Genomic DNA, 22,144 nt, shown 5'->3' on the forward strand with positions numbered 1-22,144 from the left:
CCTTTATCGATACTGTTTTATCACCACACCCCAAAAGACACTGTTTTATGACACATGTTTTATGTCACAATGGATAACTTAACATTTTCAATTTCTCTCACTTCCAATTTTGGCAGACTACGAACTATTTTCATTGTTTCCAAACTTACCGTAATAACCCGCTGAAACAATTCTAAAGGATAGGCTGGATTACCCACCGACTCAACAGCATAGCGATTAGCATCATTGACAAGACCGCTTGCTTTGTCGGTCTTGATAATCTGCCGTTCCATAACCCATTCGAGAGCAGGTCTGCCATTCACCACATAATCATAAGCCTCTATAGGAATATTTTGCATAGTGATGTTTGCGTTATAAATCACTGTACTTTTATCAAGTGCATCTCGTTTGCCAGCAAATTTCATCGCTTGAACACGGTAGAAATTCACCTCATCAGAAATCATCCAAGTGTTTGGATCTCCCTGTTTATATGTAACGGGATATGGCTCAACCTCTTCATAATTCATATGCAAATCACCAAGCTTTCGACCCGCTGTAACAAAAGCCCAAAAATCTTCTACCCTTTTAACTGTTGGAATACGCGGCAATTGTTTGTATAGATTATGCGCATAACGCACACGATAATCCTCAGAATGCAACACCCCATAAACATAATAAAACAAATCATCCTTTGTAATCATCTCACCAGGATAAGCCGCTTTAAAATATGCCAACCCTTCATCAGTAATTGCATCACGCCTCTGCAAGCCAGATTTTTTGCTTCCCTCTGTAAAATGTGCAAATAAATGAACCTGATCACCCTGTTTATCTTCTAAAGACTCAGCATTTTCATAAACATATCGTGGAAAACATTGGTTAGCATCCATTGTAGCAGAATTAGATAAATCCTTAGTCATCAGAACGGAAAAACCACTTCTTGCTCCCTTGCCTGTGACTTGTATTACCCTATTTTCAACCGCTTTCTCTAGAGGAAATATACGTGGAATTTGATAAACCATTTCATTAAAAATACGATCATAATAGAGCCACTGCCGTATAAAAGGACGATAAAGACTTTTAACTAAGCAATTATTTTCAAATTCGGAAAACTTTCCCCTTATTAATTCTTCTTTAAGACTACGACTCCAACTGATTTTTCTGGCATCTGTATTGACAAAATCATTCACAGAATTTGCCCGTGCCTTGCGGTCAGAGTGGAGATGTGTAGCATTAAAACGTTCCACCTCACTATTATAGAGGGCGATCATATTGCTCATATTCTTTGCTAAAGCTTCACGACTTGCGTTGTATGCCCAAGTATCACGACCAGTTGAAATGCCACAAGAAAAAGTTTCAAAGAGTTTTTTATCATTACCCTTCTTATCACCTAAGGCTAGAAATTTTTCAAAATCACTGTTGCGCTGATCCAGCCAATCACCATACTCATCTGGTGTAATCATTTGCCAGCCATGTTCACGCTTAATACCACCAACACTGCCCAATCGCTGAAGTGCAAAAAGTTTCTCTTTTGTTGTGAGATTGTCACCAATATCATAATAACAAATTTTGCACTGCTTTGTGACATTTGGATTTTTAATAAACAGTGTCACAGCAATACCTGTCATGCTTCCACTTCCAAAAACATTTTGCCCCTCTTGAGCACGTCCTTTGCTCAGCATATTTTTGCGAATATCTCCCCGCAAATTGAGAACATAAATGCTTGAAAATTCTTCATTCAATTCTTTTCTGAGACCATCCATTGCTAATTTTTCAGCATAACCAGAACCAGTAACAAAACCAATAACACCACAGTCTTTTATGCGATCACTTGCCCACCGAATTGCACGAATGTAACTATCATAAAGCCCATTAACATTGCTAGCTTTGGATTGAGCGGCATAAGTCTCACGAATACGACGATCTAATTTTGCATAGCTGATATTCTTTGCATTGTCGTTTTCGCTTTTTTGTCCAGTAGAATAAGGAGGATTGCCAACAATAACACGAATATCCAGTTCCTTCTGGCGTGACCGACGTGTACTATTATCCATCATCAAATCACTAATCAGGTCTTTTCCCTGCTCATAAAGCTGAAAAGTATCGGTCAGACAAATTCCCTCAAACGGGATATAATCACCCCCCATAAGGCCATGATACGTCGTTTCAATATTAATAGCGGCAATATAATAGGCTAAAAGCACGATTTCATTGGCATGAATCTCATGACAAAATTTGTGTTTCATCTCTTCTGGTTTTATCAAACCTGACTGTAAAAGCCGCGTGATAAAAGTCCCCGTTCCCGTGAAAGGATCCATGATGTGAACACCAGATGAACCAAGCGTTTGCTTAAATTCATTTTGTAACACCTCATTCACTGAGTGAATAATAAAATCTATAATCTCAACGGGAGTATAAACAATCCCTAATTTTTCTACCGTGCGTGGAAAAGCGCAACGGAAAAACTTATTATAAAGCTCTATAATCAAGTTCTGCTTGGCTTTTGGATCCGTAATTCCACTTGCTCGTAATTTTACACTTGCATAAAAATTTTTAAGATCTTTAGATTCCTTATCAAGGTTCGCCTCATCAAGAACATCGAGCATACGCTGCATAGCACGCGATACAGGATTCTCACGCGTAAACTGATATCCTTCAAATAACACCTGAAATACAGGGCGCGTAATGATATGCTGTGCCAACATCTCAATCGCATCAGTCTCTGTGACAGTATCGTTTAAATCACCACGCAGTTCTGCTACAAATTTGTCAAATGCTTGACGCACTTCAGTATCTGGTTCAGCTAAAATGCCTGTTAAGCGCATGATATGATTCTGAGCAATCTCAGCAATATTACTCGCCCAATCTTCCCAATAATCACGCGTACCGCATTTTTTGACGATCTTTGCCATGATTGCACGAGAAAGTTCATCGACAGAAAAAGAAAGTTCCCCTTGTACATTTTCTGTGATCGTGAAATCATACTCCGGTGTTCCAATTCCCGATTGTGCAGATTGTGATCGAATAGGAAGATCCTCTACAACAGCAGTAACAGCCTGTAATTCGGAACTTTGAGTGACACCAATAATCTCAATCACATTGCTCACATCTTGCCCTAAGGATGCCTTATTAATCGTAGCATCAAAACGATCATCATGCGCACGCAAAGCATTCAAAATTTGCCAAACAACTCGATACTTCTCGTTATTGTTTAAAGCCTGTTCTACCGAAATACCAGAAGGAATGCCAATCGGCAAAATGACATATCCCATCTTTTTGCCTTCAGAGCGACGCATTACCCGCCCAACAGATTGAACAACATCAATCTGACTCTTGCGTGGATTTAAAAATATGATTGCATCAAGAGCCGGAACATCCACTCCCTCAGACAAACAACGGGCATTGGTCAAAATACGACAAACATCATCACCACTATCCGCTTTCAGCCAATCGAGCAATGCACCACGCTCCTTCGCATTGAAAGTGCCATCAACATGCTTGGCGTCACACTTCAGAGAGTACTCCTTTTCAATATCCTTTTTAGTATAATCAAGATATTCTTTAACAACTGCAGAAAATTCATCACGAATTAATTTGGAACTTCGAATGTCTTTACAAAATGCCAAAGCACGATGCATAGGATGTGGATCAGCACCAACATCAGACCTTATGTCTTGTTTGGTGAGCGCCTTATAACAACCAATAATCTTCGTTGCATCATCAAGAACAAGTTCAGACTCACCGTCACTAAGACGTTTCTGAACAGCTGAACTGACTAATTTTTCATCCACTGCTAAGACAATAACCTTATAATCTGTTAAAAGATTATTTTGTACTGCCCATGAAAAACCACGATAAAAAAGTGTTTTACCAAAGAGCTTTTCATCATCCATCGAGGTAAGAACTGCATCAACTTCATTCGCACGACTTTTTGCATTATCACCAAAAATGCGTGGTGTTGCTGTCATATAAAGGCGCTTCTTGGCACGAATAACGTCATTAGAATGCACTTTAACAAAATTGGATTCATCCTCTCCAACCAGCGTTGCACCTGTTGTACGATGAGCCTCATCACAAATGATAAGATCAAATGTCGGAAAACCATGCTGTTTCTGAGCATCCGCAATAACCTGAATGGATTGATAGGTTGCAAACACAACTGTCATTTTATCTGCGATGCCATCTCTCGCACATTCTGCAAGTTTAGCAGCATCGGTTGTCGCCGGAAAAGCAAGATCAAACACATCAATTTCGGCAATATCATGAATATTTTTACGACGCTTTCCAACCTGTGTATCTGAACACACAGCAAAGGATCGTAATCCGATTTCTGTATCCGCTGTCCATTCACGTACCGTCTGTGACATCAAAGCCAAAGATGGCACAAGAAACAAGACAAACTTCCCTTCACCAGCTAAGTCCTCAGCAATCTTGAGACTGGTAAATGTCTTACCTGTACCACAGGCCATAATGAGCTTGCCACGATCTGCTTCAGCAAGTCCAGCACGCACGCAACATAATGCATCCTTCTGATGTGGAAGGAGTTTCTTTTTATCCGCCAACACAACTTTGCCTTTGGCTGCAAAAGTTTCCCAACGGATCGGACTTTCTTGCATATCGGAAAGATTAATTCGTATAACAGGAATATCCTGTCCTCTTATCATTGTCTCAGCGTTTTCACTCCAAGCTTTTTCAGTGCTATCTATAATAACACGCCGCTTGAACGGATCCTTACCTGATGCTGCAATGAAACTATCAATGTCTTCTTTTCTAATCCGATACGCTGCATTATAAAATTTACATTGAATTGCTGCAAAACCCTCTTCATTACGAATCTTGGCAACAAGATCAATACCAATATCACGACCATCCCAACCATGTTCGTGAGCCCAATCTTTAAAAGTTTGAACCTTTTCATACTGATCAAACTGGAGAGGATCATGGGTCAGATACGCAAGAGTAAAACGCTCAAAATATGTACCTTTGTCCCGTTCGGTGAGCGCTTCATCACGATATGTCTGTAAAAGCGATTGTAGCGTCGTCATGCTTTCCCCCAATGATCCCCAATAAAATGCCTTCAACTACTGTATCTAGAAAACATCAATGTCTATTATCTGTCTATCGTTACACTTAAAATACTTAAAAACGGCTTAATCTACCGATTATGTACAATGGAATATCTTCTAAATAGAGATCTTCTCATTTTACTTAAACTGCTTTGAGGCATAATTTCTCAAACATTTTCAATTTCTCTCACTTTCAATTTTGGCAGATTACGAACAATTTTCATTGTTTCCAAATTTACCGTAATAACCCGCTGAAACAATTCTAAAGGATAAGCCGGATTACCCACCGTCTCAACAGCATAGCGATTGGCATCATTGATAATTCCGCTCGCTTTATCCGTTTTGACAACCTGCCGTTCCATAATCCATTCCAGAGCAGACCTGCCATTGATCACATACTCTTAAGCTTCAAAAGGAATATTCTGCATCGTGATATGCGCATTATAAATCACTGTGCTTTTGTCAAGTGCACCACGTTTACCAGCAAATTTCATCGCTTAAACACGGTAGAAACTCACCTTATCAGAAATCATTCAGGTGCGTGGATCACCCTGTTTATATGTAACGGAACATGGCTCAACTTTTTCATAATTCATATGCAAATCATCAAGTTTTCGACCCGCTGTAACAAATGAATGCAGCAACTAACATTCCCAGCAATATAAGCCTATAAGTGTGTATATCTAGTTCTCCCTACAAAACTGGGGCTTCGCAGAAAACCTGTATCCCCATCGCATAAAGTTCTAAAGTATCCCAAACTAAGTGTTGCCAATACTAACACTGCTCCTTTTTTCCATATCACTTATGAGAAAAAACTAGTCTAAAAATAAACAAAAGGAAAAGAAAAACTATAGAGACCAACCCACCTCATATACCCGTTCATTTTGTAGATATAAGCTGTTTTTCATTTAAACTTTCTTCTTTTTTATCATGTTTATTAACAGATATACACTCCACTTCCTCGCCTATTTTTAGGTTAAAATCCTAAAGTTATCGCGCCTTGTATTTTTATAGCTATACAAAATACAAGGGCAATTTATTCATGATCCGTTGTGCCATAAAACTTCATCGTCTAACGTTATACAAAGTATGCTCTGCTTAACGAATAGAGCGTTTTCTAAAATAGAGCAGCGAATAATGCTAAACTTTTCCCATTCATATTTTGCATCATAAACGCTTCATCCAAGTGGAAAGCCTTGCAACAAACATGGCCTACTGCAAGGATTGGTTCTTAATCGCGCGAAAGAGCGACAACGGGGTCAAGCCGTGAAGCTTGCCGCGCTGGTGAAAATCCAAAACATATTCCAATAAGGGTTGAAAAAGTAAGAGACAGAATGATTGAATCAGCTGTATAAGCCAAATAGATAGGCGCCTTAAAGAGCAAAAACAAACCACCAATAGAAAGCCCAAACAAGATTCCCAAACCACCACCAATCACACAAACTAAAACCGCTTCAATTAAAAATTGCTGCAAAATATCACTCTGACGCGCTCCCACTGCCATACGCACGCCAATTTCATTGATCCGTTCAGAAACAGTGACCAGCATAATATTCATCACCCCAATTCCGCCGACGATCAGTGAAATAGCTGCAATTGAAGAGACTAAAAGCGTTAAAACATCTGTACTCTCCATTATACGATCACGGAATAACTGAGAATTTCTAATGAAAAAATCTTCCTTACCATGACGCATAATGAGAAAACGCTTTACCATGGTCTCCGCCAAATGAGAATCAATATCATCAGCAATCCTAACTGTAATTGCACGAACTTCTGTTGTACCAAGAAAACGCGTTTGCACTGTTGTATAGGGCAAATAAACTTGCAACGTATTTGACGCACCTCCATTATGTTGTGGATCTACCACACCAACAATACGTGCAGGAACCTTTCCCACATGCACCACTTTTCCAAGGGGGCTCTCATGACTATAGGGGAAAAGAACAGAAAGCGCTTCTTTTTCGATCACGAGATCAACCGTCCGATCACGCACACTTTTTTGATCAAACAACCTCCCTTGAATAACATTGAGTCCTTGTGTCTGAAAGAACTGTTCTCCCACCCCCGTAATCACAGCATTGACTTCAACTGCACCAAAACGTACTTTCGAGTTTGCTGAAATCTGAGGTGTTACACCAGAAACATAAGGTAACCCAGACAGGGCTTCTGCATCAGCCTCAACAAGACTTGTTATTTTCTCTGCTTGTGGATCAGAAAAGCTTTTGCCAGGAAAAATTTTCAATGTATTAGACCCTAAACTCTTAAAATTCTCCATAATTTTTTCTCGTGTGCCGTTTCCCAAAGCCACCATGGCAATAATCGCAGCAATACCGATAATCACCCCAAGCATTGTTAAAAAAGTTCGCATTCGATGAGCATTCATTGCCAACAAAGCCATAACAAATGCCTCACGAAACCGCTCAGTAAAAGCACGAAAAAAGCCAAGCTGTTGTTTTTCATAAAAAGATTGACTATCCGTCCTTATTTTTTTCTCCGTTGCTCTTTTTTTTGCAACTTTTGTCATACTGTCAGCAATAATTTCTCCATCACTGATTTCAATAATACGCTCTGCTCTTTTTGCCACCTGCATATCGTGGGTTACAATGATAATAGTGCGTCCTTCTTGATGAAGCTCATCCAAAATACGCAACACTTCCTGTCCACTCTGTTTATCCAGTGCACCGGTTGGCTCATCGGCAAGAATAACCTCTGCATTATTCATAAGAGCACGAGCAATAGACACGCGTTGTTGCTGACCGCCGGAGAGTTGATTTGGACGATGATTCACCCGATCACCCATGCCCAAGCGCGTTAAAAGATCTTGTGCACGCTTTTTCCTTGCTTTCACGGCGCATCCTGCATAAACAGCTGGAATTTCAACATTCCCAAGAGCTGTTAATTCATTCAACAAATGATAGCGCTGGAAAATAAAACCAAAATGATTGCGCCGCAAAGCCGACAATTCATCAGCTGAAAGAGAAGCTGTTTCTCTCCCTGCAATCCAATAACGACCAGAAGTTGCCCGATCAAGACAGCCTAAGATATTCATCAATGTGGATTTTCCGGAACCAGAAGCTCCCACAATCGCTACCATTTCACCGCGCTTAATGGTAAGATTGATATCCTTCAAAACAGTAACAAATGTTTCGCCCGCCGGAAATTGACGTACAATATTTTCCAACACGAAGACAGCATCTGCTTGGTTTGTGTTCATGGTTTAAATCTCGTCTTCGCTGTGCATGTCAGAAGACTCTGGCATTACCCTATCGAGCGAGCCGGTGATAACAACATCGCCCTCATTAAGTCCTGAAATAATCTCTGCCATCACCTTGTTATTCAACCCAACGCTTACCTGTTTAGTAACCACCTTGTTCCCCCTCTCCAAAACAGAAACCCATGCCTTATGCTCTTTTGTCTCATCGCGTAAGGCATCACTTGGCACCAATAAGACATTTTTAGCACGTCCTAAGATAATATGAACTTGAGCAGTCATGTAGGTTCGCAAAAAATTGTCTGCATTATCAACATGTAAAATTCCGTTATAATAAATAGCTGATGAAATTAAAGCGCTAGATCCACTCACTATGCTAGGATTAATACTCACATCAGAACGAATTGCTTCAGGAGCAGGTTCTACCTTTTCTAAAACGCCCTCATAACGACGCTCTGAATTCCCTAAAACTGTAAAATAAATTGGTTGTCCAGCCCGCACTTTAAGCACATCAGCTTCTGAAATTTGCGCCTTAATTGTCATCTTTGACAAATCGCCCAAAATAAGAATTGTTGGCGCCGACTGAACCGCATTCACATTCTGCCCTTCTTCCACAATTGTTGCCAAAACGGTTCCAGCTGAAGGGGCAGTTATGCGTGTATAACCTAAATTGACCTCTGCACTGTTCACATCAATTTGTGCTTGCACAATTTGCTGTTGAAGTTGAGCAATTTGCGCCTCACGTATTTTCACTTGTGTTGCAGCATCATCCAGGTTAGCCCGTGAAATTGCATGTGCTTCGATCATTTTTTTCTGACGCGCTAAATTTTTCTGTGCAAGAGAAAGATAGGCTTCTTGTTCTACCAAACTCGCATAATAGTGAGACAATGCTGCTTTTTTTCTTTTTAAATCATTTTCTTGATCTGTAGGATCAATCTCTGCTAAGAGATCGCCTTCTTTTACGACACTCCCAGGGGAAACACGCATTGACACCACACGCCCTGTTGCACGCGCACCAACAGCCACCAACCGATAAGGACGTACAAGACCAGAAGCTAAAACACTTTCCTCAATATCCCCACGCTTTACCACTGCTGTCATATAAGTTGGACTAGATGTTCCAAAAACAATGGAGCGCAACCATAAAAACAAGAGAAGAAGGAATATAGCAGTTAAAAAGAAGGAAAGTTTTTTGTGTTTTGTAATGAAATTTTTGAGTAAGCTTTTTTTCATTTCCCTACCTTTGCACGCGAACGAGGTGCACCATCAACGACTTCTGGACGTGATACATCAACAACACCATCCCAGCCCCCCCCTAATACTTTCATCAACGTGATATATTGCGTAACCAAAGAAACACGGCTATCTTTAAGTGCCATTTGTGCAGAATAATAAGAGCGATCAGCATTTAACAATTCAAGAAAACTGGTATTTCCATTCTCAAAAAGGCTCTGTGAAAGTTTTAAGGAATGCAGAAAAGCTTTATTCGCAATGATTAGCTTTTCTAAGCGTTGATGTTCTTTAGTTAATCTTACCAGCGCATTTTCTACATCTTCTAAAGCTCCCAACACAGCAGCCCGATAAGTAATAAAAGCTTGATCACGCTGTGCACGCGCAACCGCAATAGAAGCTTCGATCTGACCTCCATTAAAAAGAGGAAACCGCAGACCAGGTCCAAAAGACCATCCAATCGTTGAATTTTTCCATAACTGACCAATCGCCGTTGCTGCTGTCGAAATATTACCTGTTAAAGTAAGTGATGGATAGCGATCTGCTTCACGTTGACCAATCCGCGCTGTTGCTTGCGCATATTGACGCTCTGCCCGTCGCAAATCTGGACGTGTTAACAAAATATCGGCTGGAATTCCTGCTTGTATCGGCCAGTGCGGTTGTGGAATCTTTGCATGCTTAGCATTTTTTTGTAAAAGATCCTTCAATGCCGTAGGCACACGACCAGTTAAAACAGAAAGGCGATGAACGCTCATTGCTAAATTCGCTTCCATCTGTGATATATCTGCTTCTGTATTTACCATTTGCGCTTGCGCATTTGAAACATCGAGCTCAGAAACATCACCAGCTGTTAATCTAGCACGCATCAACTCATAGGTTTTACGTTGTGATACAGCAATTTGCCGTACAATCAACAATTTCTGTTGCCAGCCACGCATTTGCACATAATTTATTGCCACATCTCCTAACAGTGTCACCATGGTAGCGCGCATATCTTCCACAGCTGCATCAAGACCATAACGCGCTGCTTCAACTGCTCGTTTATGCCCACCAAAAAAATCAAGTTCCCAACTTGCATCAAAACCACTATGATATTGGTTTAACAATGCATCAGACTGTCCAGAACGACTACGGGTTCCTGAAATTGAATTGGACAAATTTGGCAAAAGAGTTCCCACAACCTGTCCTAAACCCGCACGCGCCTCACGCACCCGAGCTTTGGCAACAGCAACATTATTATTTCCAGAAATCGCATAATCCATTAATGCATCTAGAACAGGATCATTCAAACGCCGCCACCATCCGGCAAGCGCAACTGGTTGCCCTGCATTCTGTGCAGATTTTTCTCCCCAAACTGCTGGAACACGAAAAGATGTTTTCTGGTAATTAGGACCAACCATACATCCCGATAATATAAAAAAACACAGCAAAACACCATAGCCTAATCTATTATAAGCAACCCCTTCGAGATTTTTGATATACATCTAATCTCCTGCATTTTCTCAGAATCAGTACTATTATTAATACTTTATTTACTTCTTATTTCAAACTTAACATAAAAAATCAAATACAGTTTGCACTGGAACATGATCTGAAGGTTTCTCCCACCTACGAGCGTTACGAAAAATCGAAAGATAAGCAATAAAAGAAGTTAAATCCGAAAAAGACCAAAGATAATCAACTAATCGGCCACGATCAGCAAGTGCCCAATCGCGTACACGGTAACTCCACCATGTGTAAAGCTTGGTAGGAACAAGGATATGCAACCGCATAAGATTGACCTTTCTTTGCCGATTATTACCCCCAAACAGCTAGAACCTTAAAGGATATCTTATGATAATGAGAGTTGATCATACAACTTAGCAGTAATATATTGATTTATAATAATAATTTATTATTTTGTATGTTAAATGACAGACATGAATATCGTAAGATTCTTTCACTTCAAACCTGTTCATGATGAATCAATCAAAATCATTCGCTTATCCCTCACAATGGGGGATCAACATGTGGTAAAAAGCACGTTAAGAAAAGAATGAAAATGCCTCTTATGGACTGGCGTAATGCAAAAACTATCGCAACATTGAGAACTGACAAATATAAAGATAATACTGGTTAGTTACAAAAAAACACTATAAAATAAACTGTTTGAAACAATTTATTTTAAATTTTTAATCTGTATTCATTCTTTTGCATGTCATCAGAATTAACTTATTAACATTTCATTTACTAAGTTTTTATTGCAAAACTACTGTAAAAAATCAAATACAGTTTGCACTGGAACATGATCTGAAGGTTTCTCCCACCCACGAGCGTTACGAAAAATCGAAAGATCCACAACAAAAGGTGCTAAATCTTGAGAAGACCAAATGTGATCAAGCCGCCGCCCACGATCAGCAAGTGCCCAATCGCGTGCACGGTAACTCCACCATGTGTAAAGCTTGGTAGGAACAGGGATATGCAACCGCATAAGATCAACCCATCCACCTTGACAGCATAAAGCTTTTAAACGCTCGGTTTCAATGGGAGTATGGCTTACAACCTTCAACAATTGCTGATGAGACCAAACATCTTCTGCCAAAGGAGCAATATTTAAATCTCCCACCAAAAGAGAAGAAAGACCATCTCCTTGATCCGCACGAATGGAGGACATTTCTTCTAAAAAATCAAGTTTATGCCGAAATTTTTCATTCACATTAGCGTCAGGCACATCACCACCAGCAGGAACGTAAAAGTTATGAATCCGTATGTTTTTGCCATAAGCTTCAACAACAACTGAAATGTAGCGACAGTCTTCCTTTTGGCAAAAATTATGCTTTTCAACGCTCTTAAAAGGCAAACGTGAAACAATTGCCACACCGTTGTAAGATTTTTGTCCACTCAATGCGAGATACTTATAACCCGCTGCTTCAAAAGCCTCAACGGGGAATAAAGCATCTGGACATTTTGTCTCCTGTAGACACAAAACATCTGCAGAAAAGATCTCTAAATACTGAAAAACCTGCGCAAGGCGCAAACGAATCGAGTTAATATTCCAAGTTGCAATACGAAAAAACATCCATTTCAATCCCAATGACAAAACACCGCACTATTTCTTCGAAGGAAGTGTGAACATCCCATCAGCAAACCTAACACCCGTACGCACATTCATGATTTGAACCGTAGTTTCCAAGTTCTGTTGATCAACAATTGTCCATTGACGTAGGATGCTGCTTTTAGAATCAAAAATCATTCTTATTTGCCCTGCTCCAATGCTTTTATCACGCAAAACAATCGTCACCGCTCCAGGATCTTCACGAAATGCCAATAAACGCCCCGAGGATACATCAATTTTGTCATCTAACAGAAACTTCATCGGCGTTTGAAAAAGCTGTGAAAAATTCCAAGTATTCAGCGCGCGATTATTAATGCCCACAAATTGACCATCTGCAATGATCTGTAAAGGTATCTTTTTGTAAATGAAACGAATTTTCCCTGGGCGCTCTAAATAAAATGTCCCCTGAGACATTTTTCCCTTTGGACTAAACTGAATAAAATCACCCGTCATTGTTTTAATTGCCGCAAAGCGATTAGCAATATTCTGAGCCCGTGCCACTTTATTGGATGTCTGCGCAAAAGCAGAAAAAGTTAGGCAACAAAAGACAATGATTCCAACAAATCCAAAGATTTTTCTCCCAAAGATTCTTCCTTTTAGTATAAAAGATGTTTTCATAGAAAATGCTCCCAAACAATACATATTTATCTTATTATTAAGTAACAAATGCTGAATAAATAGCCTCCTTTACAGGAGAAAGATATTATTTGAAAATAACTATCAAGAGATTTTTATTTCAAAATTATTCTTCTTCAGCAGATATCAAGATTTCTCGTTTTCCCGCATAATTTGCTGGACTAATAATACTCTCTTCTTCCATACGCTCAATCAATGAAGCGGCACGGTTATAACCAATGCCTAAACGGCGTTGAATGTAAGAAGTTGAAGCCTTACGATCACGAAGCACAATAGCAACAGCTTGCCTATAGAAATCATCTGTTGCATCTTCACCGTTAACCGTCATCAAATTCGCCATTTCATCAAAAGGGATCTTCTTCAGCAGATACCAAAATTTCTCGTTTTCCCGCATGATTTGCTGGGCTAATAATACCCTCTTCTTCCATACGCTCAATCAGTGAAGCGGCACGGTTATAACCAATGCCTAAACGGCGTTGAATGTAAGAAGTTGAAGCCTTACGATCACGAAGCACAATAGCAACAGCTTGCCTATAGGGATCATCTTCTGAAGGTGATGTGAAGGAAACATCTTGCATATTTTCTGCGATCTCTTGCGTAATAGTCTCCAAATAATCAGGGAGGCCTTGTGCTTTGAGATGCGCTACAACTTGCTCCACTTCATCATCAGCCACAAAGGGTCCGTGAACACGCTGGAGACGCCCACCTCCCATCATAAAAAGCATATCTCCTTGTCCCAACAATTGTTCAGCGCCCTGTTCACCAAGAATTGTTCGGCTATCAATTTTTGAACTCACAGAAAAAGAAATGCGTGTGGGGAAATTGGCTTTAATTGTTCCAGTAATCACATCCACCGAAGGACGCTGGGTTGCCATAATCACGTGGATACCGGCAGCACGCGCCATTTGTGCCAAGCGCTGAACCGCTCCTTCAATGTCTTTACCCGCAACCATCATCAAATCGGCCATTTCATCAATAATGACAACAATATAGGGCATAGGACTAAAATCGAGTTTTTCCGTTTCATAAAGAGGCTCACCAGTTTCATGATCAAATCCAACTTGAATTGTCCGCGCCATTGTTTCTCCCTGACTTTCCGCTTCCCTAAGACGCGCATTAAATCCATCAATATTACGCACACCCAGTTTTGACATTTTGCTGTAGCGCTCTTCCATTTCACGAACAGCCCATTTAAGCGCAATCACAGCTTTTTTAGGATCTGTTACTACAGGTGTTAACAAATGGGGAATGCCATCATAAACTGAAAGTTCAAGCATTTTTGGATCCACCATAATGAGACGGCATTGTTCAGGTGTCATCCGATAAAGAAGTGATAAAATCATTGTATTAATGGCAACAGATTTTCCCGACCCTGTTGTACCAGCCACTAAAAGGTGTGGCATTTTTGCTAGATCAGCAATAACCGTTTCACCACCTATTGTTTTGCCTAAAGCAAGTCCCAATTTTGCTTTGCTGTCAATAAATTCTTGTGCCTGCAACATCTCTCTTAAATAAACCATCTCACGCTTTGCATTAGGCAATTCTATTCCAATCACATTACGTCCTGGAACCACCGCAACACGCGCTGAAATCGCACGCATCGAGCGTGCAATATCATCTGCCAAACCAATGATACGGGAAGACTTAATGCCAGCAGCCGGTTCAAATTCATACAAAGTTACCACCGGACCAGGACGCGCATCAATAATTTGTCCCTTGACACCAAAATCTAACAAAACACCCTCAAGTTCCTGAGAATTAGCTTTCAAGGCCGTAGGGGAAAGTCTTGCATCTCTCGCGGTTGGAGGTGGAACCGAAAGATAATCCAAAAGTGGAAGAAGAAAGCCCCCATTTGAAGAAGCTGTTAAAGACTTTAAAACACGGCTTTTCGAGGGAGAAACAGGCATCTTATCTTGAGACCCCTCACATTTTATTTTTTCATCAAAGAAAATTGGCTCAATTCGATCAAAGGGCTTTTTTTGTTTTTTAGATTGATTTTTGAAAGAGAAAAGGCGAAAAAAACGCGCTTGTAAAAAATAAAAAAGATGTAAAACAGCTCCAAAAGCTGTCGTAAAAAAGCTGTACTGTACTTCATCTGTAGCAGATTCTGTCTCTTCTGATATATCCAAAACTTGATCCACTATTTCATTCTTCCGGACATTTTTTACTTTTCTTTTATTTGTCTGGCGCCGCCATACAACATTGCCCGCAAAAGCAGCTATCAGAAAACCTAAAACGATAAGAGCAACGCCCAACAGCACATTCTGAAAAGAAGAAAGCGGGATAGGGAAAATTAAAGAAGCAGCACTTAAAACTTTATCTCCCAAAACCCCTCCCAACCCCATCGGCAATGGCCAGTACGTAAAAGAGGCAACAGGAGTCATAAGAGCAAAAGAAATTAAAAAACAAATCGTTGAGACCAGCCACAAAAAAAAGCGAAAAATCAAATTGTGGATATCCTGTTGTGCTAGCAAAAGAAACGACCAAAATAGTGGCGGTAATAGAACACCAAGACTTGCCAAACCAAAAAACTGCATAACAAAATCTGAAAAAACTGCCCCTGGCCACCCCATAAAGTTTGTAATTTTATTTGTACTTGCATGGGTTAAAGATGGGTCTGCAACATTCCAAGTTGCCAAAGCGAAAACACAAAAAACAATAAAGCCCAAAAGCCCAAGCCCAATGAAAACACCAATCTGGCGCAAAAACATTTCAATAAGCCGTGAACTATAAGATTTTTGCACTTCTAATGAATCATAAGGAGAAGAACTTTGGTGCATCCATTAATTCCAAATACAAAATCTTCATGTTAAAAGGTCGTAAAATTATGACCGCAAAATATTAATACAGTTTTAACCATCATAATTATAACAATTCCCTATCCTGTAGGGTCATAGAACATCACCCTTCAAAATGGTGGTACTAAGACGCTTTCATGTATCATTAAAATAGAATGCCATCACTGTTTGATTTCAGTTTTCTTTTACATCAACTAAGTATACAGGTGTAAAGTTAAACGGAATATTCAGAATAAGATTTGCTGAAGGAAACTATGCAGTAAATTACATGAGTGGTTATCAGGAGGAATAAACCAAAAGCCTCCCTATTTCACAGATCCGTGCAAATCAATGAATCTAGTTCTGTAGAGCAAAGAGGAAGTCAGAATATAGTGAAAAGATAATGATAAAGAAAAATACCCTATTTAAGAACAAACAAACTACAAATAATGGAATGAAATACTGTGTATTCTGATCTCAATAAAAGTAAAAAAACCAATAAAAAGATAAAACAATGCGATATTCTCATTGCTGGGGGGGCGGTTGTCGGTTTAACTCTGGCAATAGCACTCAAGCAATCAGCTCCTGAACTGAAAATTAATATCATTGATGCTGCGCCTCAAGAAGGAATCCCCGCTTCCAATATACGAACCATTGCCCTTTCTGCTGCTTCTATTCGTATGTTAAAACAATTGCAATGTTGGGAACATATGAAACCCTATGCTCAACCCATTTATTCTATGATCATCACGGATTCACGCACAAATGATCCAGTCAAACCAGTTTTTTTAACCTTTGAAGGAAATGTTGCTCCTAACGAACCTTTTGCTGCTATGGTGGAACAAAGAGAGCTCATCCACGCTTTAAAAAAGCGTATAAAAAGTCTCGATATCACCGTCATTGCAAACATGCGTGTCACTGATTTTCACCAAGAGGACCAGCATACAACTGTCACTTTAAGCAATGAAGACATTTGGCAAACGAAGTTGCTTATCGCAGCCGATGGAGCACATTCAAAATTACGTGAAAAAGCAGGCCTGAAAAGCTTTTCTCACACTTACAAACAAACAGCAATTATCTGCACGATTGAACATAAAAAACCCCATCATGGACAAGCAACTCAACATTTCTTACCTGCTGGACCTTTCGCTCTTCTCCCTCTCAAAGGCAATCGATCTGCTGTTGTATGGAATGAACACCATAAAATTGCGCAATATTACCTCAAAGCTGATGCCCTTATTTTTGAAACAGAACTCGAAAAACGCATTGGTCATCGGTTTGGAAAAATCTCTTGGAATGGTGAGCGTCAAGCTTTTCCCTTGAGTCTTTGTTTAACACGTCACTGTATCAAACCTCGTTTTGCTCTTGTTGGTGATGCTGCCCACACAATCCATCCCATTGCAGGACAAGGACTCAATTTAGGACTACGTGATAGCGCTGCACTCGCCGAAGTTATTATCGAAACAGCACGTTTGGGTCTTGATATCGGATCCCTTACAGCCTTGGAACGCTACCAAAGCTGGAGACGTTTTGAAACTGTGCGTATGGCTTTAAGTAATGACTGGCTTAATAGACTTTTTTCTAATGATAATCTCTTCTTACGAATGCTTCGTGATACTGGTCTTGGAATTGTCAATCAGGCACCAAAAGTAAAAAAATACTTTATTCAGGAAGCTTCCGGACTCACTCCTCATGCTCCACGTTTGCTACACGGACTGCCACTTTAAGAAAAATGAATCAAAATCGTACTTTTTCACTTTTTACAATTCATGAATGAGACTCCCTTTTATCAAAATGGGCCTTTTTCTTATTTTGAAATATCAAGATTTTAGAGGAAAATATGACGACATGCAATAAAGCTGCCAATACCCTGTAGCATCACACTACGTAATAACCTGTACATTGAAACCTACTATCTTCCACACAAGAGAAAATAGATAGAAGTTAAAAACTGCTCCACCTTTTTATTTTCAATACGCCTTTTAATTTTATAAGCAATCAAACTGAGTAATGAACACTTCAAATATATCAAAAATTATATTAATACCAGTATTAACCATAAAAAATTTATTTTCCAAGACACTTCCTCATCAAAAGCACAAAAACAATAAAAAGATAAAATTTGATGCCTTATTTATGTAATTTTAAAAGAGAAAGACTGGATCTAAATTCATAAAAACCCCAGAATAATAATAAAACAGTATTTCAAAAACATAATGGCATGCATCTGGCAATATATTTATTGATAATGATAATTTATCAATTTTACATATAGAGTTGAGCCTCTCAAATACAGTAAAATTCGTATATTTCAATCCTTTTATGATAATTCAATAAGAACAATTCGTTTGCACGTTACAAGAGGGGACAACATATAAACAAAACTGTTTGAGATAAAGAATAAAATGCTTTCATACATCATCTTAATAGGAGGAAGATACAATATTTTGAGCTGGCAAATAGAATAAGAGTACCGGCTATTATGGTGATATACTATTTGCGCTTGAGTAGATTTATGTGCTTTTTATAACTTTATTTTATCACCCAGCACTTTAATATAGCAGCTTTTAATACACCAACTGGCTCAAAAGAAGGCGCTTTTTAAGTTCATATCTTTTGCTATTCTTTTGACCTTGCAAAGATTGCATATGTATTAAGTTACTTCTAGTTCTTCAAGAGTATAACCATTCTCCAACCATTCTTTAATCCATTTAGGTCTACGCCCACGCCCATTCCACAATTCCCATTGGTTATTGGGATTTCTATAATGACGCTCTTTGCTCACAAGATCAGCTATATCAATTCCATGCGCACTTGCGATTTCAAGAATTTTCCGCCGTGCATTTTGCTTCTCTTTTGCTTGCCGTTTTTTTAGTTCCACATCGATTTGGGTACGCATCTCTTGTAACTCATCAAAATTCATATTTTTGAGATCATTCACCTTAATTACTCCCCTTGCAAAAAAAGAATTATGCTTTGCCATATTTTAAACACAATTATATACAAGTTTTATCTATTTATTATCGAAATTAAAATTATGATGAATATATCACTTTGCTGGAGATGTGCTTTGAACCACGAGGAACTGTTTATTTGTGTCTCAGTTGTCACGGTCGTATCCTTTTTCAATTGGATCGTTGGAAGTGGTGATTGGAATGCAAAAGACACTCATTCCTCTGAATCCCATGAAACAGCGGCCAGCAATGAATATAAATCGTCACTTTATAAATTATGGCAATACGTAACAAAGAGCAAGCCCTCTCCGTATAATGATAGTGCGTTTCATTCTAACAGTGAGAAATGCTTTCTTATGCAACGAATTTTTGCTTCATCTTTCTATTCTCCTAAAAAGTTTAGACAATCGGAAAATTACACAAGACCGTTGATATCTGTGGCTACTTCGCAATGGTTACCATTTGGAAGTAATTTCCCTTTTTGCAAACATAATGACTATAATATTGATTGTGGTTTAATTCCACATATTTATCCAGTTGGTCTAGTGTTGGCGTATGTTAAAAGCCGAATCTATGATTGCAAAAAATATTCTAAGCTAAGCGATTTCATTTTGCGAATCTACAGAGATATAATAGGGCAACAGTCGGAGAAATTGCGCGGTCTCAACACCTACATTAATAATATTTTTCATCATTGGGTGTGTTGCTTATGACTATTCAAAATTTTATGATGTTTGCTGCTCTATGTGCATTTACCGTACATCTTATGTCGTTTTTGGCTGTCATCGTGCAAAGAACACAGGATGATATCTATGTGACAGATGTGCATGATAATAGTGGATTATCATATCGAGCATCTATGTTTAAAGAAGCAAGCATCATAACTGATCAGTTTAAGCTAGATAGACATAATTTTGACTTAAACTTGAGACAAATTAATGTCGAAAATCGGGAACAGTTTGGTATCTTTTTCTCTAATGTGTTTGATCCTTGTAAGAATCTTGAAATTATAAGAGCTGCTTTGGCACGTTGTTACAATCAAATAGCATCGAGATACAGGTCTGAACGGACTTCTTTACAAGATGCGTTAAGTTCTTATAACGCAGGAAATTTCAAAGGTGATTTTACGAATGCTTATGTACAGAAAGTTACTTCGCGTGTCCAAGTGGAAGATCCTATGCTTTTAGATAAAAAATCGCAAGGGCCTGTAAAGCTTCATGCAGAGAGGTCAAAGCAAGAAATTGATACGAATTATCTTTCCGTCCCTTCGGAAGAATTAGTGGATGTGTTTACGCATAAGGCAAGCGGTGTTCGTGATGCTTTCGCAGCAGAAGACACTTCTTCATTGGGAAAAAAACAGGAATAGTGCTTACTGCATTTACGGATTACAACTATGATTTTGATAGGATACAAGAATGGAAGGTAGATAAGGAAGTGTTAAAGCTCTAATTAGTATAAGGTTGAATGATTTTTTCTAATTAAGGGCAAAAACAATGAAAATGATAGAACAAAATAGTGTCGATATGGCATTTAACCAGAAAGCAGCACGTGAAATTACAGTTGTGATGTGTTCAGAAAGAGAGTGGTACTTTACGTTTGTTGCAGATGACCCAATAACTGGCAGTCCCAATAAGTATACGCTTCTTACGCAAAGAGGAAAACTAAGAACTTGGGCTGATCCGAAATATCTCTTTAAGTTTCTTCATGAAAGAGGTGTTGTTTATGGCAGTTTTAAACTTAATCAGGACAAAAAACATGAAAAGATTAAATATTCTTCGAACAGCAGTTAATAATAAGATCGTTGCAGCTAGCACGATCGTAACAGTATTTTTTATGGCTCATCCTGTATGTGCTCAAGCACAGAATTTAACTAAAGCGAAAGGTATTTTAGAAAAATTCAAAACAGAGTTGGGTACAATTATTCCTGTTGCTGCTACTGTAATCCTCTTGTGCTTAGCAATTGGTTACGCAGGACGTTATATTGAAAAAGATACTTTTGTACGGTGGGCAATTGGCGTTGTCATTGCGGGGTCGGCAGCTGAAATTGCAAATCTTTTACTTAGTTAATGAGAATCAATCATAAAGAAAGCCGTGCGAGAAGATAAACCTGAATTTTATTGTTGTTGTATATATCAACGAAGATTCTGCTTGCATCGGGAAAAGAAGGTTATTCGTGCTAATTATAATCTGAATTAGGGTAAATAATATGAAAAAATTAAATACTTTTGGAGTGATAATTAGTGATAGATTCATAAGAACTATCGCAATGGCAGTTGTGTTTTTTATGGCTCATCCTGTATATGCTCAAGCGGAAAAATTGGAAAAAGTAAAAAATATTTTAGAAAAATTTAGGGGTGAATTGAACTTGATTATTCCTGTTGCCGCTGCTGTAATCCTTTTGTGCTTAGCAATTGGTTACGCAGGGCGTTATATCGAAAAAGATACATTTGTACGGTGGGCAATTGGTGTTGTCATTGCGGGCTCTGCAGTTGAAATTGCCAATTTGTTGTTTAAGGGTAACACTTAAAGGTAACTGAGAATGAGATGTAGAACTATTTAGCGTAGAGTGCTTTTTCTATGCGAAGAGAAGGCTTTTTTCTATTAATTTTGCTAATCAATAAAAGTGTTTCTTGTCTTGTAGAAAAAGCTATTTGTGTCAGTTAAATCTAATGGGATTACACAATATGGGATGGTTAGATAATTTCCAATCAAAAAATGACAACAAGGATAAGATAATTGTTGCGGTTGTTGTTATGTTTGTTATGACTAATTCTCTATTTGCTTCGAGAATCTTAGAGAACGCTAAAAAAGTACTAGATGCTCTGCAAATAGAAATCTCTGTAACCATCCCTCTTGCCGCTACTATAATATTTTTTGGTTTGGCAATTGGTTACGCAGGATGCTCTATCAAAGTTCTATCAAATAGAGATATGGTACGATGGGTAAGTCTGCGTCGTTATTGCAGACTTTGCAGTCCATTCCGACAGCGCATGATTTAATTCTAGTTGTTACTTATTGCAAATGATGGATAACAAAATGTTTAAAATAACATCTTTTATAGCGTCCTATCGTAGACATACTAATGGTAATTTTCGTTTATGCTGCGAATGAATGGACATCGTTTATGACAATTTCAAGAACAATGAGAATAAAGATATGAAATGCTCCAATACTCTTCAGATAAAAGTTAGCGGCAA

14 protein-coding genes and 3 pseudogenes are annotated in these 22,144 nt (G+C 38.8%); 6 read left to right on the plus strand and 11 right to left on the minus strand.

Annotated elements, in window-relative coordinates:
* Window positions 1-59: 59 nt before the first annotated feature.
* From V4P57_RS07785 to V4P57_RS07830, 10 genes and pseudogenes are all read right to left on the minus strand, one after another.
* A complete protein-coding gene (locus tag V4P57_RS07785; RefSeq protein ID WP_455465966.1) occupies window positions 60-5,021 on the minus strand; it encodes a DEAD/DEAH box helicase in 4,962 nt (1,653 codons plus the stop codon).
* 188 nt (window positions 5,022-5,209) lie between these two features.
* Window positions 5,210-5,677 (minus strand): annotated as a pseudogene (locus V4P57_RS07790) (type ISP restriction/modification enzyme); the annotation flags it as partial.
* A gap of 596 nt (window positions 5,678-6,273) precedes the next feature.
* Entirely contained in the window at window positions 6,274-8,259 is a 1,986-nt protein-coding gene (locus tag V4P57_RS07795; RefSeq protein ID WP_455465967.1) for a MacB family efflux pump subunit, read from the minus strand.
* A 3-nt stretch (window positions 8,260-8,262) separates the two neighbouring features.
* Window positions 8,263-9,489, minus strand: coding sequence for an efflux RND transporter periplasmic adaptor subunit (locus V4P57_RS07800; RefSeq protein WP_455465968.1), 1,227 nt, complete (start codon window positions 9,487-9,489; stop codon window positions 8,263-8,265).
* A complete protein-coding gene (locus tag V4P57_RS07805; RefSeq protein ID WP_455465969.1) occupies window positions 9,486-10,970 on the minus strand; it encodes an efflux transporter outer membrane subunit in 1,485 nt (494 codons plus the stop codon). The genes V4P57_RS07800 and V4P57_RS07805 overlap by 4 nt, the downstream gene beginning before the upstream one ends.
* A gap of 66 nt (window positions 10,971-11,036) precedes the next feature.
* Window positions 11,037-11,267, minus strand: a pseudogene (locus tag V4P57_RS07810) (exodeoxyribonuclease III); the annotation flags it as partial.
* Window positions 11,268-11,734: 467 nt separating this feature from the next.
* Entirely contained in the window at window positions 11,735-12,544 is an 810-nt protein-coding gene (locus V4P57_RS07815) for an exodeoxyribonuclease III (protein WP_455465970.1), read from the minus strand.
* 30 nt (window positions 12,545-12,574) lie between these two features.
* Window positions 12,575-13,198: a LolA family protein gene (locus V4P57_RS07820; RefSeq protein ID WP_455465971.1), complete on the minus strand. Its 624-nt coding sequence runs from the start codon at window positions 13,196-13,198 to the stop codon at window positions 12,575-12,577.
* A gap of 124 nt (window positions 13,199-13,322) precedes the next feature.
* A pseudogene (locus V4P57_RS07825) lies at window positions 13,323-13,523 on the minus strand (DNA translocase FtsK); the annotation flags it as partial.
* Window positions 13,524-13,560: 37 nt separating this feature from the next.
* A complete protein-coding gene (locus tag V4P57_RS07830) occupies window positions 13,561-15,996 on the minus strand; it encodes a DNA translocase FtsK 4TM domain-containing protein (RefSeq protein ID WP_455465972.1) in 2,436 nt (811 codons plus the stop codon).
* A gap of 461 nt (window positions 15,997-16,457) precedes the next feature.
* On the opposite strand from V4P57_RS07830, the gene V4P57_RS07835 reads away from it, so the two are divergent.
* Window positions 16,458-17,720 (plus strand): ubiquinone biosynthesis hydroxylase, encoded by a 1,263-nt coding sequence (locus V4P57_RS07835; protein ID WP_455465973.1) that lies wholly within the window; start codon window positions 16,458-16,460, stop codon window positions 17,718-17,720.
* 926 nt (window positions 17,721-18,646) lie between these two features.
* On the opposite strand, the gene V4P57_RS07840 is transcribed toward V4P57_RS07835, so the two are convergent.
* Window positions 18,647-18,934, minus strand: a complete 288-nt coding sequence (locus V4P57_RS07840) for an H-NS histone family protein (protein WP_455465974.1) — start codon at window positions 18,932-18,934, stop codon at window positions 18,647-18,649.
* 722 nt (window positions 18,935-19,656) lie between these two features.
* On the opposite strand from V4P57_RS07840, the gene V4P57_RS07845 reads away from it, so the two are divergent.
* From V4P57_RS07845 to V4P57_RS07865, 5 genes are all read left to right on the plus strand, one after another.
* Window positions 19,657-20,313: a trwN protein gene (locus V4P57_RS07845; RefSeq protein ID WP_455465975.1), complete on the plus strand. Its 657-nt coding sequence runs from the start codon at window positions 19,657-19,659 to the stop codon at window positions 20,311-20,313.
* A gap of 127 nt (window positions 20,314-20,440) precedes the next feature.
* Complete coding sequence (gene korA / locus V4P57_RS07850) at window positions 20,441-20,737, plus strand: KorA family transcriptional regulator (protein ID WP_455465976.1); 297 nt, start codon at window positions 20,441-20,443, stop codon at window positions 20,735-20,737.
* The gene (trwL, locus tag V4P57_RS07855; RefSeq protein ID WP_455465977.1) at window positions 20,703-21,014 is read left to right on the plus strand and encodes a VirB2 family type IV secretion system major pilin TrwL; all 312 of its coding nucleotides are present in this window, start codon (window positions 20,703-20,705) and stop codon (window positions 21,012-21,014) included. Before korA ends, trwL (V4P57_RS07855) begins: the two co-directional genes overlap by 35 nt.
* Before the next feature lie 139 nt (window positions 21,015-21,153).
* Entirely contained in the window at window positions 21,154-21,474 is a 321-nt protein-coding gene (gene trwL, locus V4P57_RS07860) for a VirB2 family type IV secretion system major pilin TrwL (RefSeq protein WP_455465978.1), read from the plus strand.
* A 157-nt stretch (window positions 21,475-21,631) separates the two neighbouring features.
* Complete coding sequence (locus V4P57_RS07865) at window positions 21,632-21,946, plus strand: conjugal transfer protein (protein WP_455465979.1); 315 nt, start codon at window positions 21,632-21,634, stop codon at window positions 21,944-21,946.
* The last annotated feature ends 198 nt before the right edge of the window (window positions 21,947-22,144 follow it).

The organism is Bartonella sp. B39 (assembly GCF_053795145.1).